This window comes from Pseudomonas sp. 86_A (assembly GCF_017491705.1).
Taxonomy (GTDB): domain Bacteria; phylum Pseudomonadota; class Gammaproteobacteria; order Pseudomonadales; family Pseudomonadaceae; genus Aquipseudomonas; species Aquipseudomonas koreensis.
This window is the reverse complement of sequence record NZ_JAFGYS010000011.1, coordinates 40,083-55,125: the sequence shown is the minus strand read 5'-3', so window position 1 is coordinate 55,125 and position 15,043 is coordinate 40,083. Positions and strand designations below refer to the sequence as shown.

12 protein-coding genes are annotated in these 15,043 nt (G+C 62.0%); 6 read left to right on the top strand and 6 right to left on the bottom strand.

Annotated features, from left to right (window positions below; all coding sequences use genetic code 11):
- Positions 1-107 precede the first annotated feature (107 nt).
- Entirely contained in the window at positions 108-1,610 is a 1,503-nt protein-coding gene (ppx, locus tag J5M57_RS17750; RefSeq protein WP_064589755.1) for an exopolyphosphatase, read from the top strand.
- Positions 1,611-1,779: 169 nt separating this feature from the next.
- On the opposite strand, the gene ppk1 is transcribed toward ppx, so the two are convergent.
- Complete coding sequence (gene ppk1, locus J5M57_RS17745) at positions 1,780-4,005, bottom strand: polyphosphate kinase 1 (protein ID WP_064589756.1); 2,226 nt, start codon at positions 4,003-4,005, stop codon at positions 1,780-1,782.
- Between the two features lie 18 nt (positions 4,006-4,023).
- On the bottom strand, positions 4,024-5,037 hold the full coding sequence (gene hemB / locus J5M57_RS17740) for a porphobilinogen synthase (protein WP_207848328.1): 1,014 nt from the start codon (positions 5,035-5,037) through the stop codon (positions 4,024-4,026).
- A gap of 207 nt (positions 5,038-5,244) precedes the next feature.
- Between hemB and J5M57_RS17735 the strand changes: the two genes are divergently transcribed.
- Positions 5,245-5,895 (top strand): DedA family protein, encoded by a 651-nt coding sequence (locus J5M57_RS17735; RefSeq protein ID WP_064589758.1) that lies wholly within the window; start codon positions 5,245-5,247, stop codon positions 5,893-5,895.
- On the opposite strand, the gene J5M57_RS17730 is transcribed toward J5M57_RS17735, so the two are convergent.
- On the bottom strand, positions 5,876-7,111 hold the full coding sequence (locus tag J5M57_RS17730) for a sterol desaturase family protein (protein WP_207848327.1): 1,236 nt from the start codon (positions 7,109-7,111) through the stop codon (positions 5,876-5,878). The genes J5M57_RS17735 and J5M57_RS17730 overlap by 20 nt on opposite strands.
- Before the next feature lie 114 nt (positions 7,112-7,225).
- Here J5M57_RS17730 and elbB point away from each other — a divergent pair, with 114 nt between their 5' ends.
- Positions 7,226-7,894, top strand: coding sequence for an isoprenoid biosynthesis glyoxalase ElbB (gene elbB, locus J5M57_RS17725; RefSeq protein WP_064589760.1), 669 nt, complete (start codon positions 7,226-7,228; stop codon positions 7,892-7,894).
- Between the two features lie 168 nt (positions 7,895-8,062).
- Here the strand turns inward: elbB and J5M57_RS17720 are convergent, their stop codons facing one another.
- The 3 genes from J5M57_RS17720 to J5M57_RS17710 form a co-directional block, all read right to left on the bottom strand.
- On the bottom strand, positions 8,063-8,518 hold the full coding sequence (locus tag J5M57_RS17720; protein WP_064589761.1) for a YaiI/YqxD family protein: 456 nt from the start codon (positions 8,516-8,518) through the stop codon (positions 8,063-8,065).
- Positions 8,519-8,626: 108 nt separating this feature from the next.
- Positions 8,627-10,522: an FTR1 family protein gene (locus J5M57_RS17715; RefSeq protein WP_207848326.1), complete on the bottom strand. Its 1,896-nt coding sequence runs from the start codon at positions 10,520-10,522 to the stop codon at positions 8,627-8,629.
- 84 nt (positions 10,523-10,606) lie between these two features.
- Positions 10,607-11,506 (bottom strand): LysR family transcriptional regulator, encoded by a 900-nt coding sequence (locus tag J5M57_RS17710; protein WP_207848325.1) that lies wholly within the window; start codon positions 11,504-11,506, stop codon positions 10,607-10,609.
- Positions 11,507-11,635: 129 nt separating this feature from the next.
- Between J5M57_RS17710 and J5M57_RS17705 the strand changes: the two genes are divergently transcribed.
- The 3 genes from J5M57_RS17705 (at position 11,636) to J5M57_RS17695 (ending at position 15,040) form a co-directional block, all read left to right on the top strand.
- On the top strand, positions 11,636-13,015 hold the full coding sequence (locus tag J5M57_RS17705; protein ID WP_207848324.1) for a hypothetical protein: 1,380 nt from the start codon (positions 11,636-11,638) through the stop codon (positions 13,013-13,015).
- 240 nt (positions 13,016-13,255) lie between these two features.
- Positions 13,256-14,650 carry a hypothetical protein gene (locus J5M57_RS17700; protein ID WP_064589765.1) on the top strand — a complete coding sequence of 465 codons (1,395 nt, stop codon included), beginning with the start codon at positions 13,256-13,258 and terminating at the stop codon, positions 14,648-14,650.
- Between the two features lie 15 nt (positions 14,651-14,665).
- On the top strand, positions 14,666-15,040 hold the full coding sequence (locus J5M57_RS17695; protein WP_064589766.1) for a YcfL family protein: 375 nt from the start codon (positions 14,666-14,668) through the stop codon (positions 15,038-15,040).
- Positions 15,041-15,043: the final 3 nt, after the last annotated feature.

Sequence of the window (15,043 nt, the reverse complement as noted above, 5' to 3'; positions counted from 1 at the left end):
CCCTCGCCACAGAAGTTGTGTTGGATCAACGGTTTGAACCATGCGCGTTGGCGTCAGCGTTTGATCGTGGCACGATGTCGGGGTTATCGACCGAGACCCACCTGACCATGCCGCAATCCAAAGCCAAGAATCTGTCCCTGATCGCCGCAATCGACTTGGGCTCCAACAGCTTTCACATGGTCGTGGCCAAGGCCCAGAACGGTGAAATCCGTATTCTGGAGCGCCTCGGAGAGAAGGTTCAGCTCGCCGCCGGCATCGACGAAGAGCGTCACCTCAACGAAGAATCCATGCAGCGCGGGCTCGATTGCCTTAAGCGCTTTGCCCAACTGATCAACGGTATGCCGCTGGGCGCCGTGCGGATCGTCGGCACCAACGCCCTGCGCGAAGCGCGCAACCGTCTGGAATTCATCCACCGCGCCGAAGAAATCCTCGGTCATCCGGTGGAGGTCATCTCCGGCCGTGAAGAGGCGCGCCTGATCTACCTGGGCGTCTCCCACACCCTCGCCGACACCCCGGGCAAGCGCCTGGTGGCCGACATCGGCGGCGGCAGTACCGAATTCATCATTGGCCAGCGTTTTGAACCGCTGCTGCGCGAAAGCCTGCAAATGGGCTGCGTCAGCTTCACCCAGCGCTACTTCAAGGACGGCAAGATCACCCCGGCCCGTTACGCCCAGGCGTACACGGCGGCGCGGCTGGAGATCATGAGCATCGAACACGCCCTGCACCGCCTGACCTGGGATGAAGCCATCGGCTCCTCGGGCACCATCCGCGCCATCGGCCTGGCGCTGAAGGCCGGCGGGCATGGCACCGGCGAAGTGAATGCCGAAGGCTTGGCCTGGCTCAAGCGCCGCTTGTTCAAGCTCGGTGACGTCGACAAGATCGATTTCGAAGGCATCAAGCCGGACCGGCGGGCGATCTTCCCGGCGGGCCTGGCGATTCTCGAAGCGATCTTCGACGCCCTCGAACTGCAACGCATGGATCACTGCGAAGGTGCGCTGCGTGAAGGCGTGCTCTACGACCTGCTCGGTCGCCATCATCACGAAGACGTGCGCGAACGCACCCTGACTTCGCTGATGGAGCGTTACCACGTCGACCTGGAACAAGCAGCGCGGGTCGAGCGCAAGGCGCTGCACGCCTTCGATCAGGTCGCGGCCGACTGGGAGCTCGATGACGGTATCTGGCGCGAACTGCTGGGCTGGGCGGCGAAAGTCCACGAAGTCGGGCTCGACATCGCGCACTACCACTACCACAAGCACGGCGCCTACCTGATCGAACACTCGGACCTCGCCGGGTTCTCCCGCGAAGACCAGCAGATGCTCGCCTTGCTGGTGCGCGGCCACCGCCGCAACATTCCCAAGGACAAGTTTGCCGAGTTCGGTGACGACGGCGACAAGCTGATTCGCCTGTGCGTGCTGCTGCGTTTCGCGATTCTGTTCCACCACATTCGTGGCACTCAGGCGATGCCGCAGGTGGTGCTGCACGCCAAGGGCAACACCCTCGACGTGGAATTCCCGGAAAACTGGCTGGATGAGAATCAGCTGACTCAGGCGGACTTTGGCCTCGAGGCCGATTGGCTGACGCGGGTGGGGATTGTCCTCACCGTGCACTGATCCTGGTGGCGAGGGAGCTTGCTCCCGCTGGGGCGCGAAGCGGCCCTTTCTTTAAAAGCCTGGGCCTGCTGCGCAGTCCAGCGGGAGCAAGCTCCCTCGCCACAAGTGTGTGAACGACAGGCACAAAAAAGGCGATCCCGAGGGATCGCCTTTTTTATTGGGCTGAAGGTCAGCTGCTCACCGGCAGAATCGGGCTGCCCAGGCGTTCCAGCAACGTCGCCTGCGCACTGCGCGGGTTCTGGTTACCGGTTGGCGTGTTGCGGATGTAACGGCCATCCGACTGCAGGCTCCAGCTGTGGGTATTGTCGGTCAGGTACAACTCCAGCTCTTTCTTCACGCGGGTCAGCAGTTTCTTGCCTTCCACCGGGAAGCAAGTCTCGACGCGCTTGTCGAGGTTGCGCTCCATCCAGTCGGCACTGGAGAGGAACATCTGCTCCTCGCCGCCGTTGAGGAAGTAGAACACCCGGGTGTGCTCGAGGAAGCGGCCGATGATCGAGCGCACATGGATGTTGTGCGAAACCCCGGCAATGCCCGGACGCAGGCAGCACATGCCACGCACCACCAGATCGATGCGCACGCCAGACTGGCTGGCCTTGTACAACGCGCGGATGATCTTCGGATCGGTCAGCGAGTTGAACTTGGCGATGATGTGCGCCGGTTTGCCGTCGAGGGCGAACTGGGTTTCCCGGGCAATCATGTCGAGCATGCCCTTCTTCAGGGTGAACGGCGCATGCAGCAGCTTTTTCATGCGCAGGGTTTTACCCATACCGATCAACTGGCTGAACAGTTTGCCGACGTCTTCGCACAACGCATCATCAGAGGTCAGCAAGCTGTAGTCGGTGTACAGACGGGCGTTGCCGGCGTGGTAGTTACCGGTGCCGAGGTGCGCGTAACGCACGATCTCGCCGGCCTCGCGCCGCAGGATCAGCATCATCTTGGCGTGCGTCTTGAAGCCGACCACACCGTAGATCACCACCGCACCGGCCGCTTGCAGACGGCTGGCCAGTTGCAGGTTGGACTCTTCGTCAAAGCGTGCGCGCAGTTCGATGACTGCGGTCACTTCCTTGCCGTTACGCGCGGCGTCCACCAGCGCATCGACGATTTCCGAGTTGGCGCCCGAGCGGTACAGGGTCTGGCGTACGGCCAACACATGCGGGTCTTTCGCCGCCTGGCGCAGCAGGTCGACCACCGGGGTGAACGACTCGAACGGGTGTAAAAGCAGGATGTCCTGCTTGCTGACGACGCTGAAAATGTTCTCGCTGTTCTGCAGCAGTTTCGGGATCTGCGGGGTGAACGGCGTGTATTGCAGCTCCGGGTGACTGTCCAGACCGGTGATGCTGAACAGACGGGTCAGGTTGACCGGGCCGTTGACCTGATACAGCTCCGTCTCGCTCAGGTTGAACTGCTTGAGCAGATAGTCCGAGAGATGTTTCGGGCAGGTGTCGGCGACTTCCAGGCGTACCGCATCACCGTAACGCCGCGAGAACAGCTCGCCACGCAGGGCGCGCGCCAGGTCTTCGACGTCTTCGGAATCGAGCGCCAGGTCGGCGTTTCGGGTCAGGCGGAACTGGTAGCAGCCCTTGACCTTCATGCCCTGGAACAGGTCATCGGCATGGGCGTGGATCATCGACGACAGGAACACATAGTTGTCGCCGGTGCCGCCGACTTCTTCCGGCACCTTGATGATTCGCGGCAGCAGGCGCGGTGCCGGGATGATCGCCAGACCGGAATCGCGACCGAAGGCGTCGATGCCTTCGAGTTCAACGATGAAGTTCAGGCTCTTGTTCACCAGCAACGGGAACGGGTGCGTCGGATCGAGGCCGATCGGGGTGATGATCGGTGCGATCTCGTCGCGGAAATAACGGCGCACCCAGGTTTTGATCTTGGTCGTCCAGTGGCGGCGACGGATGAAGCGCACCTGGTGCTTTTCCAGCTCCGGCAACAGGATGTCGTTGAGGATCGCGTACTGGCGGTCAACGTGACCGTGCACCAGCTCGCTGATCCGTGCCAACGCCTGATGCGGTTGCAGACCGTCGGCACCGGCCTGTTCACGGGCGAAGGTGATCTGCTTTTTCAGGCCGGCGACACGGATTTCAAAGAATTCATCGAGGTTGCTGGAGAAGATCAGCAGGAACTTCAGCCGCTCCAGCAACGGATAGGACTCGTCCAGCGCCTGTTCCAGCACGCGGATGTTGAACTGCAGTTGCGAAAGCTCGCGGTGGATGTAAAGGCTGCTGTCATCCAGGCCCGGGATCGCAATCACCGGCGCCGCCGCGACGGCTTCGGTGACCGGCGCGGGTGGCGCAGGCTCGAGTTCCGGCGGGGTTTCGGTGATTTGCTCCACCACCGGCTGAGCTTCTTTTACTGCAACTTCTGTGAGTCCTTCGGTATTCATCGAATGTTCCTGGGAGGGCTATTTCTGCTCTCGTAACAATTGAGCGGCGCGGACAGCAAAGTAAGTCAGGATGCCATCAGCGCCGGCACGTTTAAAGGCGGTCAGTGATTCAAGAATCACCGCCTCGCTCAACCAGCCATTCTGGATCGCCGCCATGTGCATGGCGTATTCGCCGCTAACCTGATAGACGAAGGTCGGCACTTTGAAGGCATCTTTTACCCGGAAAAGAATGTCCAGATACGGCATGCCGGGTTTGACCATGACCATGTCCGCGCCTTCAGACAAGTCGGCGCCGACTTCGTGCAACGCTTCGTCGCTGTTGGCCGGGTCCATCTGATACGAAGCCTTGTTGGCCTTGCCCAGATTCGCCGCCGAGCCCACCGCATCGCGGAACGGCCCGTAATAGGCGCTGGCGTACTTGGCCGAGTAGGCCATGATCCGCACGTTGACGTGGCCGGCAATCTCCAGCGCTTCACGGATCGCCTGAATGCGCCCGTCCATCATGTCCGACGGTGCCACGACCTGAGCGCCGGCTTCGGCGTGGGACAGTGCCTGCTTGACCAGTGCGTCGACGGTGATGTCGTTCTGCACATAGCCTGCTTCGTCGAGAATGCCGTCCTGCCCGTGGGTGGTGAACGGGTCGAGCGCGACGTCGGTGATGACGCCCAGCTCCGGGAAGCGCTCACGCAGGGCGCGCGTGGCACGCTGGGCGATGCCTTCAGGGTTCCAGGCCTCGGCGGCGTCGAGGGATTTGAGTTCTGCGGGAGTGACCGGGAACAGCGCCAATGCCGGAATCCCCAGCTCGACCCAGTGCGCCGCTTCTTCAAGCAGCAGATCGATGGTCAAGCGCTCTACACCGGGCATCGAAGCAACAGCTTCGCGGCGATTTTCGCCGTCGAGCACAAACACCGGCAGGATCAGGTCATCGACCGTCAGCACGTTCTCCCGCACCAGCCGTCGCGAAAAATCATCGCGGCGATTGCGGCGCAAACGGGTGGCAGGGAACAAACGGTTGGCAGGGGTAAAGCTCACGGCAGACTCCTGAGCCCGCGCAAACGGGCGAGCGTGACAGTTATAGACGGCCATTATGACGAACAGATTACAGTTATGCGTACCCCGTGACATGTAGCCGCATTCCATTGTTAGCGTAGGAATTGTTCACGTCGAGACACATTTCGACACTTTCCTGAATGTGTACGAAGGGTTAGGCTGCGCGTTCATTTCGCCAGCACCCAGACAATGCTCCAACAATTTCTGCATGACTTCGGCTACTTTGCCTTGTTCCTCGGCACGTTCTTCGAAGGCGAAACCATCCTGGTGCTCGCAGGCTTCCTCGCGTTCCGTGGATACATGGACATCAACCTGGTGGTGGTCGTGGCGTTCTTCGGCAGCTATGCCGGCGATCAGCTGTGGTATTTCCTGGGCCGCAAGCACGGGCGCAAATTACTGGCGCGCAAACCGCGCTGGCAGATGATGGGCGACCGCGCGCTGGAACACATCCGCAAGCACCCGGACATCTGGGTCCTGAGCTTCCGCTTCGTGTATGGCCTGCGCACGGTGATGCCGGTGGCGATCGGCCTGTCGGGTTATCCGCCGGGACGTTATCTGCTGCTCAACGGCATCGGCGCGGCGATCTGGGCCACCGCCCTGGCAGCGGCCGCTTACCACTTCGGCGCGGTGCTCGAAGGCATGCTCGGCAGCATCAAGAAATACGAGTTGTGGGTCCTCGGCGCGCTGCTGGTGCTGGGTGTCGGCCTGTGGCTGCGTCGCCGCTTCAAGAACGCACGCCTGGCCAGGCAGGTGTACGCCGACGAGCAAGCCGCAAAAGCCGCCGATCGGCTTCAAGCAGAACAGGCCAGCCTCGCCGAACCTAAGAAGCCAGCCGAGTGACGCGCTGGCGACAGCCATACAGCGCGATGCCGCTGAGCAGGCTGTAACCGAGCAGGCCAGCCCAGACCAACGGGCTGGCCGGCCATAGCCCGAGCAGTGGCGCCAGCCCTGCCAGCGGCAGAGTCGAGGCCAGTCGCAGCAGCTCCACCTTCAGCGCCCACGGGCGATTTTCCAGGGCCACGCCCAACGCAAACAACCCCCACGCCACGGCGCCCCAGCCCAACAGCAGCGCTGCGACCGGCAAATGTGGCGCCTGTCCCATCAAGTAACTGCCCAACGCGATATAGACACAGAACTGCAAGGCCACGTAGCCCTTTCGACGGCTGTCGAGTGGCACCTCGAACTTGCGAAAACGGCTCAGGTCCGGCTTGTTCAGCGGGTACTTCAGCGCCACGTCTGCCGGGCGCCAACCGGTGCGCATGAACCAGATCCGCAGCTTGTCCCACGTACGCTCGGCGCGGCGCGCGTCGTCCCATAACTGCGCATAAAACTGCACGTTGGCCCACAGCGGATTCCAGCTTGCCAGCGGCGTGGTCACGCCGAAAATCACCGGTTCGTTGTCGTCCTCTTCCTGGAACGTACCGAACAGCCGATCCCAAAGAATGAACACCCCGCCGTAGTTGCGATCCATGTAGAGAGCGTTCTGTGCATGGTGAGCCCGATGATTGGATGGCGTGACGAAGAACCACTCGAACCCGCCGAGCTTGGGAATGTGCCGGGTATGGACCCAGAACTGATACAGCAGATTCATCGCCGCGACGCTGACGAACACCGGCAGTGGCACCCCGAGCACGGCCATCGGCAGGTAGAAGATCCAGCCCAGCAAGAACCCGGTACTGGTCTGGCGCAACGCAGTGGAGAGGTTGTACTCCTCGCTCTGGTGATGCACCGAATGCGCGGCCCAGAGAATGTTGCGCTCGTGGCCCAGGCGGTGCAGCCAGTAGTAACAGAAGTCGTAGAACACAAAGGCCAACACCCAGACCCAGGCGCTGTCCGCTGGCAGCCTGAACAGCGCCAGATGTTCGAGGGCAAACCCGTACGTCAGCAGCCCCACCCCCTTGGTCAGCAGCCCGGTGGTGGTCGACAACACCCCGGCGCTGAGGCTGTTCACCGAGTCGGCGAGGCGATAGTGGCTGACCCCGCGCCAGCGGTCGGCAAGCAGTTCGGCAGCGATCAGCACGAAGAAAAACGGCACCGCATACAGAATGAAGTCCATGGCGCGCCCCGGTCGGATTCTATGGACAGATCCTAGGTGTAGCCGCCCAATCACCCTATGGCAACGCGCGACAAATTAGTGGACATTTAGCGCCATGAAACTGGAGAGAAACCCATGAGCAAAAAAGTTGCAGTGATCCTGTCCGGCAGCGGCGTGTACGACGGCGCCGAGATCCATGAGAGCGTCATCACCCTGCTGCGCCTGGATCAACGCGGCGCGCAAGTGCAGTGCTTCGCCCCGAACGTCGCGCAATTGCATGTGATCAATCACCTGACCGGTGAAGAAATGCCCGAGACGCGCAACGTCCTGGTGGAGTCGGCACGCATCGCCCGCGGCAACATCAAGGACATCCGCGAAGCCGACGTCGAAGACTTCGACGCACTGATCGTACCCGGCGGCTTTGGCGCGGCGAAAAACCTGTCGAACTTCGCCGTCGAAGGCGCCAACTGCACGGTGCAGCCCGAAGTGCTGGCCCTGGCCGAAGCGTTTGCCGAAGCGGGCAAACCCGTGGGCCTGATGTGCATCTCGCCGGCGCTGGCAGCAAAAATCTACGGCCCGGGCGTGACCTGCACCATCGGCAATGACGCCGATACCGCGACCGCCATGAACAAAATGGGCGCCACCCACGAAGACTGCGCAGTGAGCGACATTATCGAAGACAAGGCACGCAAACTGGTGACCACCCCGGCGTACATGCTGGCGCAGAACATCAGTGAGGCGGCGTCGGGGATCAACAAACTGGTCGACCGCGTGCTCGAACTGACCCACGAGAACGATGCCTGAGGCATCGCTGAGAACCCTTTGTGGCGAGGGAGCTTGCTCCCGCTCGGCGGCGCAGCCGTCGTAAACCCGATAAGCCGAGCGTATCTGGCAGCTCGTGGTTGAATGGTTTTGCGGCTGCTACGCAGCCAGCGGGAGCAAGCTCCCTCGCCACAGGGTGATAGGGTTGAATCAAGGCTGGCGGGTCAAGCGCGTCAGGATGCGGTCCAGCGCATTGGCAAACGCCTGCTTCTCACGCTCGCCGAACGGCGCCGGGCCGCCGCTGATCTGGCCCTGTTCGCGCAGGTCGGTGAACAGGTTGCGCACGGCCAGGCGCTCGCCCATGTTCTGCGCGTCGAATTCCTTGCCCCGCGGGTCCAGCGCCGCCACGCCCTTCTTCACCAGACGATCGGCCAGCGGAATATCGCTGCAGATCACCAGCTCACCAGGCACCGCGTGCTCGACCAGATAATCGTCCGCCGCATCCGGACCGCTGGGCACCACGATCAGTTTGACGATCGCCAGCCCCGGCTTGGTCTGCGGCTGGCCTGCCACCAGCACCACCTCGAACTTGCGCTTGAGGGCGAACTTCACCACCAGATCCTTGGCGGCCCGAGGGCAGGCGTCGGCATCGATCCATACACGCATCTTCTTTTCCTCTCTTGAAAGCATCGCGGGCAAGCCCGCTCCCACAAGGTTAACGCTAAACCTGTGGGAGCGGGCTTGCCCGCGAATGTGAGCGCCAGCGAATGCTTTTTAAGCGACGGCCCGCCGCTTCTCGGCCATCCGGCTACGCCCGTACAATACGACAATCGCAACAATCGCCAGCGCCTGCGCCATCAGCGAATAGGCGTCGGCATGAATCCCCAGCCAGTCGAAGTCGAAAAACGCCACCGGCCGCGTGCCGAAGATCCCGGCTTCCTGCAACGCCTTCACGCCATGGCCGGCGAACACCACCGACAACGCACACAGCAGCCCGGCGTTGATGCTGAAGAACAGCGCCAGCGGCAGCTTCGCCGAGCCGCGCAGGATCACCCAGGCCAGACCGACCAGCAGCACCAGCGCCGTGGCGCCACCGGCCAGCACCGCGTCATGTCCGGCCGGACCTGCCTGCAGCCACAGGGTTTCGTAAAACAGGATCACTTCGAACAGCTCGCGATACACCGAGAAGAAGGCGAGGATCGCGAAGCCGAAACGCCCGCCGCCGCCCACCAGACTCTGCTTGATGTAGTCCTGCCAGGCCGCCGCGTGACGCCGGTCGTGCATCCACACCCCAAGCCATAGCACCATGACACTGGCAAACAGCGCCGTCGCGCCTTCGAGCAGTTCACGCTGCGAGCCGCTCACATCAATTACATACGCCGCCAGCGCCCAGGTGCCGAGACCGGCCAACAGCGCCAGCACCCAACCGATGTTGACGCTGCGCACCGCCGACTGCTGGCCGGTGTTGCGCAGGAAGGCGAGGATCGCCGCCAGCACCAGAATCGCTTCCAGACCTTCACGCAGCAGAATCAGCAGGCCGGAAATGAAGCTCAGCGACCAGCTCAAGCCATCGCTGCCGAGCAATTCGGCGGACGCTTTCAATTTGTCCTTGGCCGCGTCCAGACGCTGCTCGGCCTGCGCCACCGGCAAGCCGTCCTGCAGCGATTGGCGGTAGGCCATCAGCGATTTTTCGGTGTCCTTGCGCACGTTGGCGTCGACGTTATCCAGCGAGCTTTCGACCAGCTCGAAACCTTCCAGATACGCCGCTACCGACAGGTCGTAGGCCTGATCGCGATCACCGGCACGGTACGCGGCCAGGCTCTTGTCCAGTGTGGCGGCGGTGTAGTCGAGCAACTGCGCCGGGCCGCGCTTGACCTGCGGCGGCTGCGCGCGCTGGGCGCGGAAGATGGCGGCGGTTTGCGCACCTTCGGCGGCCTGCACTTCGGCCGGGGTCTGGCGGGCCAGATCGGCGATGTTGTAGGTCTTGTCGGACTTGGCCGCTGCCGGGTCGGCACTGAAACCGGCGATGTAGGTCGCCAGATCCCAGCGCTGACGGTCGTCCAGTTGATCGGCGAAGGCCGGCATGTCGGTGCCCTCGACGCCTTGGCCGAGGGTGCTGTAGATCGCGTACAGGCTCAGGTGGTCCATCCGTGCGGCATCGCGCAGGTTGGCCGGTGGCGGCGTCATGCCGAGACCTGCCGGGCCGTCACCGGCACCGTTGGCACCGTGGCACACCGAGCAGTTTTGCGCGTACAGCGGCGCGCCACGGGTCGGATCGGGGGTGATGATCGGGGCCTGGCTGACCTCGTAGGCCACCGCCAGTTTCGCCCCCAGTTGCCGGGCCTGACGGGCGACGTCAGCGCCGTCCTGCCTGGCGGTGATCGCGGCGTGCAGCGCACTGACGCCCTGCTCCAGCGCAGCCTTGTCCGGCTTCGCTGGCAGGCTTGCGATCAGCCCTTGCAACACTTGGGTGAATTCCAGTTGCTCGCGGTATTCGCCGTCGTCGACGACCTTGCCTGACGCCACGGTCGGCGGGTAGTCGGCACTGATGTAATCGAGCAGGTGCAGCGCCTGCGGGGCGCCTTCCACGGTGTCGGCGAGCAGATTGGCGCTGCACAGGGCAAACAACGGGAACACCAGCCAGGCCAGCAATCGGGACGAGGCAGTCATGAATGAGTCTCAAATGGAAATGCGAAGTTACATATTGTTCACTTCGAACGCCTTTCGCTCAAGCTTTGTCGACGTAGAACCGCTTTAGCGCAGTGGCGCCGACGCCTGGCGATAATGTTCGAGCATGAATTCGACAAAGACCCGAACCTTGAGCGCCACATGCCGGGCGTGCGGATAAAGCGCGTAATAGTGCCGTTGACCGAGGCTGCAGTTGGGCAGGATCTGCACCAGCCGGCCACTCAGCAGATCGTCCTGCACCGTGGCCCGGGTGAACGCGGCAATGCCGACCCCGGCCAGCGCCGCCGCGTGCAGCGAACTGATCGAATCCGCCTTGAACCGACCTTGTGCCGATACCGGCGTCGTCACCCCGCGCGCATCGGTCAGCACCCAGCTGCTGCCTCCGGCAAACGCCAGCAACTGATGCTCGGCAAGCTCGCGCACCTGACGCACCAGGCCATTGCGGGCGACGTAGGCCGGCGACGCCACCAGCAACAGGTCCGAGACGGTCAGCAGGCGCGCGACCAATGACGAATCGGCCAATGGCCCGCAGATGCGCAAGGCCACGTCGAAACCCTCGGCGATCAGATCGACAAAGCGGTCATCGCAGGACAGGTCTACCTCGATCGCGGGATAGCGCTGTTGAAACGCCGGCAGCCAGCTCGCCAGCTCCAGCGTACCGATCACCATCGGCGCGCTGATGCGCAGCACACCGCTGGGGCTTTCGTGAGCCTGCCCCACTGCCAGCGCGGCTTGATCAAGACGTTCGAGAATGTCCACGCACGCCGCGTAATACTGCTGCCCCGCCGTGGTCAGGCTGAAACGGCGGGTGTTGCGGTTGATCAGGCGTGTGCCGAGTTCGCTTTCCAGTTGCTGCAACTGCCGGGAGATGGTCGAGTGGGTGGTGTCGAGTCGCTCGGCAGCGGCGCTGAATCCGCGACACTCGACGATGCAACGAAAGGCGCGCATGGCTTGCAGTTGATTCATCGAGAGTCCCCGACTTGTTGATCGCTGAGCGCGCAAGCCTAGCGTAATGCTTACCCACCCGGCAGCAGCAAAGCGCCCCTATAATGCGTCACCCCCGTGCTTTTGCCGTTCAAGGAAGAACCCGTCTCCATGCGCCATTGTCTGCCGTTCTGCCTGCTGCTCAGCCTCATCGTGCAACTGAGCGGTTGCGCCGCTTATCGCAATTACGATCAGGAAATGCAGCAGACCATCGACCAGATGGCGCAGGGCAATCTGAACGAAGCGCTCTACCTGATGGAGCTGCACAATCCTTGGGAAGACAAGGATCTGCTGTATTACCTGGAACGCGGCGCGATTCTCAGCGCCGGCACCAACCTGCCAAAAAGCCAGGAAGCCTGGCGCAGTGCCGACCGGATGATTTTCCAGCGTGAAGAGACCACCCCCTCAGCCCCAATCAAACTGCTGACCCGCTTCGGCAACGAAATGGGCACGATGCTGGTCAACGACAAGCTGCTGCGCTACGAGGGCTACGACTACGAAAAAGTCATGCTGACCACCGAGATGGCGCTCAACCAACTGGCGGAAAACGATTTCGACGGTGCCCGGGCCGACATCAAGAAAACCCACGAGCGCGAAACCCTGATCGCCCGGCAGCGCGAAAGGCAATACGAAGAAGCTGAAGAGCAAGCCAAAAGCCAAGGGATCACGCTGCATTACAAAGATTTGCAAGGCTATCCGGTGACCATCCTCGACGCTGCGCAAGTCATCGCGCTGAAGAATGGCTACCAGAGTGCGTTCAGTCATTATCTGGCTGGCTTCACCTATGAAGCCTTGGGCGAGCGTACGCTCGCGGCACCCGGCTATCGACAGGCGATCGAATTGCGCCCGGGCCTGCGGTTTCTCGAAAACGCTCTGCGCAATCTGGACAAACCCGGGCCGGCAGGCGATGAAAGCGAGATTCTGATCGTGGTCCAGGCCGGCTTCGCCCCGGCACGCAGCTCGGTGCAAGTGCCGATCCCGGTGCGGCTGAACGAAAACCTGACGATTATCGCCCCCATTTCGTTCCCGGTGATGGTGCCCGACACTCTCACACCTCCAGTTCCAAGCGTGCTCGTCGATGGTAAACAATACCCGCTGACGATGATCAACAGCGTCACGGACATGGCCATGCGCACCTTGCGCGATGACATGCCGGCGATCATTTCTCGCGCCATGTTCCGCGCCAACATGGCAGCCATCAGCCAGGCGCAAAAGAACGAACGCGATCCGGCCAAGGCTTCGCTGGTGGTGACCGATCACGATCCTTTCGAGGAAGCTGACACACGAACCTGGCGCACACTGCCGGATAAAACCCTGGTCGCCCGTCTGCGCCTGAAAAAAGGCCTGCACCGCGTGCGCTTTCCGTATTTTCGTGCAGAAGACGGGTTCACGGTACGCGTCGACCAGAACCATCAAGTGTTCAATCTGCGGGTATTCATGGGCAAAAACTATTTCGTGGGTTCCGCACTGGTCCTGCCTGAAACGCCATGACCGCAGGACGATTGATAATGCTTAGAATGATGGCACCAAACTAACAAGTGCGATTAAAAAGCTATTACATGGCCAGCACCGCCCGCTTATAATGCCGCGCCCGCGCTATCGCGATGCGGCATAAAAGCTCCTCTGGTTATGAGGAATTGGCAGGAGGCCAGCGCCACTGTCGATGGGTCACATCAGCCCGACCAGCACAGGTGGCTGCTGCTGTTTCAAGCTCAGGGAAGAAACACCCCCATGGCATTCCGTGCTCCCACCTTGATCGCGCTCAGCGCTGTCACTCTGCTGTCCGGCTGTTCGGCATTTCGCAACTACGATTCGGAACTGGCCCAGACCAACCAGCAACTGGCGACCGGCAACGTCGATGCCGCGCTGACCCTGCTGGAAAAGAACAACACCGGCCCGGACAAAGACCTGCTCTATTACTTCGAGAAAGGTGAGTTGCTGCGCGCCAAGGGCGACCTGTCCGGCAGCCAGAATGCCTGGACCAGCGCCGATCAGGTGGTCGGTCAGTGGGAAGATGCAGTCAAGCTCGACTCCGCCAAATACCTCGCCCAGTTCGGCAGCTTCATCGTCAACGACAAGGTGCGTCGCTACGAAGGCTACGACTACGAAAAAGTCATGCTGACCACGCAGATGGCCCTCAACCTGCTGGCGGTCAATGACTTCGACGGCGCCCGCACTGCGATCAAGAAAACTCACGAACGTGAAGCGGTGATCGCCGACCTGCGCGACAAGGAATACCTCAAGAGCGAGGAAGAGGCCGAAAAAGAAGGGATCAAGACCCAGTACAAGGATCTGCAGGGTTACCCGGTCGCCAGCCTCGACGCGCCGGAAGTGGTCGGCCTGAAAAACAGCTACCAGAGTGCGTTCAGCCATTACCTGGCCGGTTTCGTCTACGAAGCCCTGGGCGAGAAAGACCTGGCTGCACCGGGCTACCGCAAGGCCGCCGAACTGCGCCCGAACACGCCGCTGCTGGAACAGGCGCTGGTCAACCTCGACAAGCCGACCAAGTCCGACGACAGCGACATCCTGATCGTGGTGCAAAGCGGCTTGGCGCCAGCCCGCGACTCGATCCGCGTACCGCTGCCATTGCCGATTTCCAACAACGTGGTGATCACCCCGCTGTCGTTCCCGATCATCAAGCCTGACACCTCCACCGCGCCGTTCGCGCAGATTGGCGTCGATGGCCAGCAAGTCAACCTGACCGCCCTCAACAGCACCACCGCCATGTCGCGCCGCGCCCTGCGCGATGACATGCCGGGGATCATCGTGCGCACCACCGTGCGCGCAATCACCAAAGGCGTGGCGCAGAAGAAGATCAACGAAACCAACCCGCTGGCGGGTCTGGCCGTGGGTATCTCTTCAGCCGTGCTGGAAGGTGCCGATACCCGTACATGGCGCACTCTGCCGGATAACACCCAAGTGGTGCGACTGCGCTTGAAGAAAGGCGAGCACCAAGTCAGTCTGCCGAGCGCCGTCGGCGGTTCGGTGGTCAAGGTCACCGTCGATCAGCGTTATCAGGTGATCAGCCTGCGCGCCGTGGGCAATCAGGTGTTCGCTGCGGGCCTCGCCGCCCACGTCATCCCGAGCGCCGGCGCGACCAACGTCGCCAGCCTCAAACAACCTTAAGAACGGAGTCTTTGCATGCGCTTCAAACTCATCGCCGTTGCCGCCCTCGCCGTCCTGGCCAGCGGCTGCGCCACCCCGCCACCACCAGAGCCGGGCAGCGCCGCGAGCAAGGTCGTGGCCATGGGCCCGCAAAAACACATCGCGGTCGGCGCCATGCGCGTGGCTCGCGAGAACGGCTTCATGACCGTCAATGTGCAGTTGACCAACACCCTCAACAGCAACAAGACGTTCTACTACCGCTTCGCCTGGCTCGGTCCGGAAGGTTTCCCGATCGCCGAGGAAGAAGTCTGGAAAAGCCAGTTGATGTACGGCGCCCAGACCAGCTTTATCCAGGGCATCGCGCCGACCCCGAAAGCCGTGGATTTCCGTCTGGAACTCAAGACGCCTTAAGCC

What these genes read in the sequence shown, in the direction of transcription:
- ppx (WP_064589755.1), top strand. Translation starts at nt 108, where the DNA reads ATGCCGCAATCCAAAGCCAAGAATCTGTCCCTGATCGCCGCAATCGAC.
- ppk1 (WP_064589756.1), bottom strand. Translation starts at nt 4,005, where the DNA reads ATGAATACCGAAGGACTCACAGAAGTTGCAGTAAAAGAAGCTCAGCCG.
- J5M57_RS17735 (WP_064589758.1), top strand. Translation starts at nt 5,245, where the DNA reads ATGCTCCAACAATTTCTGCATGACTTCGGCTACTTTGCCTTGTTCCTC.
- J5M57_RS17730 (WP_207848327.1), bottom strand. Translation starts at nt 7,111, where the DNA reads ATGGACTTCATTCTGTATGCGGTGCCGTTTTTCTTCGTGCTGATCGCT.
- elbB (WP_064589760.1), top strand. Translation starts at nt 7,226, where the DNA reads ATGAGCAAAAAAGTTGCAGTGATCCTGTCCGGCAGCGGCGTGTACGAC.
- J5M57_RS17720 (WP_064589761.1), bottom strand. Translation starts at nt 8,518, where the DNA reads ATGCGTGTATGGATCGATGCCGACGCCTGCCCTCGGGCCGCCAAGGAT.
- J5M57_RS17715 (WP_207848326.1), bottom strand. Translation starts at nt 10,522, where the DNA reads ATGACTGCCTCGTCCCGATTGCTGGCCTGGCTGGTGTTCCCGTTGTTT.
- J5M57_RS17710 (WP_207848325.1), bottom strand. Translation starts at nt 11,506, where the DNA reads ATGAATCAACTGCAAGCCATGCGCGCCTTTCGTTGCATCGTCGAGTGT.
- J5M57_RS17705 (WP_207848324.1), top strand. Translation starts at nt 11,636, where the DNA reads ATGCGCCATTGTCTGCCGTTCTGCCTGCTGCTCAGCCTCATCGTGCAA.
- J5M57_RS17700 (WP_064589765.1), top strand. Translation starts at nt 13,256, where the DNA reads ATGGCATTCCGTGCTCCCACCTTGATCGCGCTCAGCGCTGTCACTCTG.
- J5M57_RS17695 (WP_064589766.1), top strand. Translation starts at nt 14,666, where the DNA reads ATGCGCTTCAAACTCATCGCCGTTGCCGCCCTCGCCGTCCTGGCCAGC.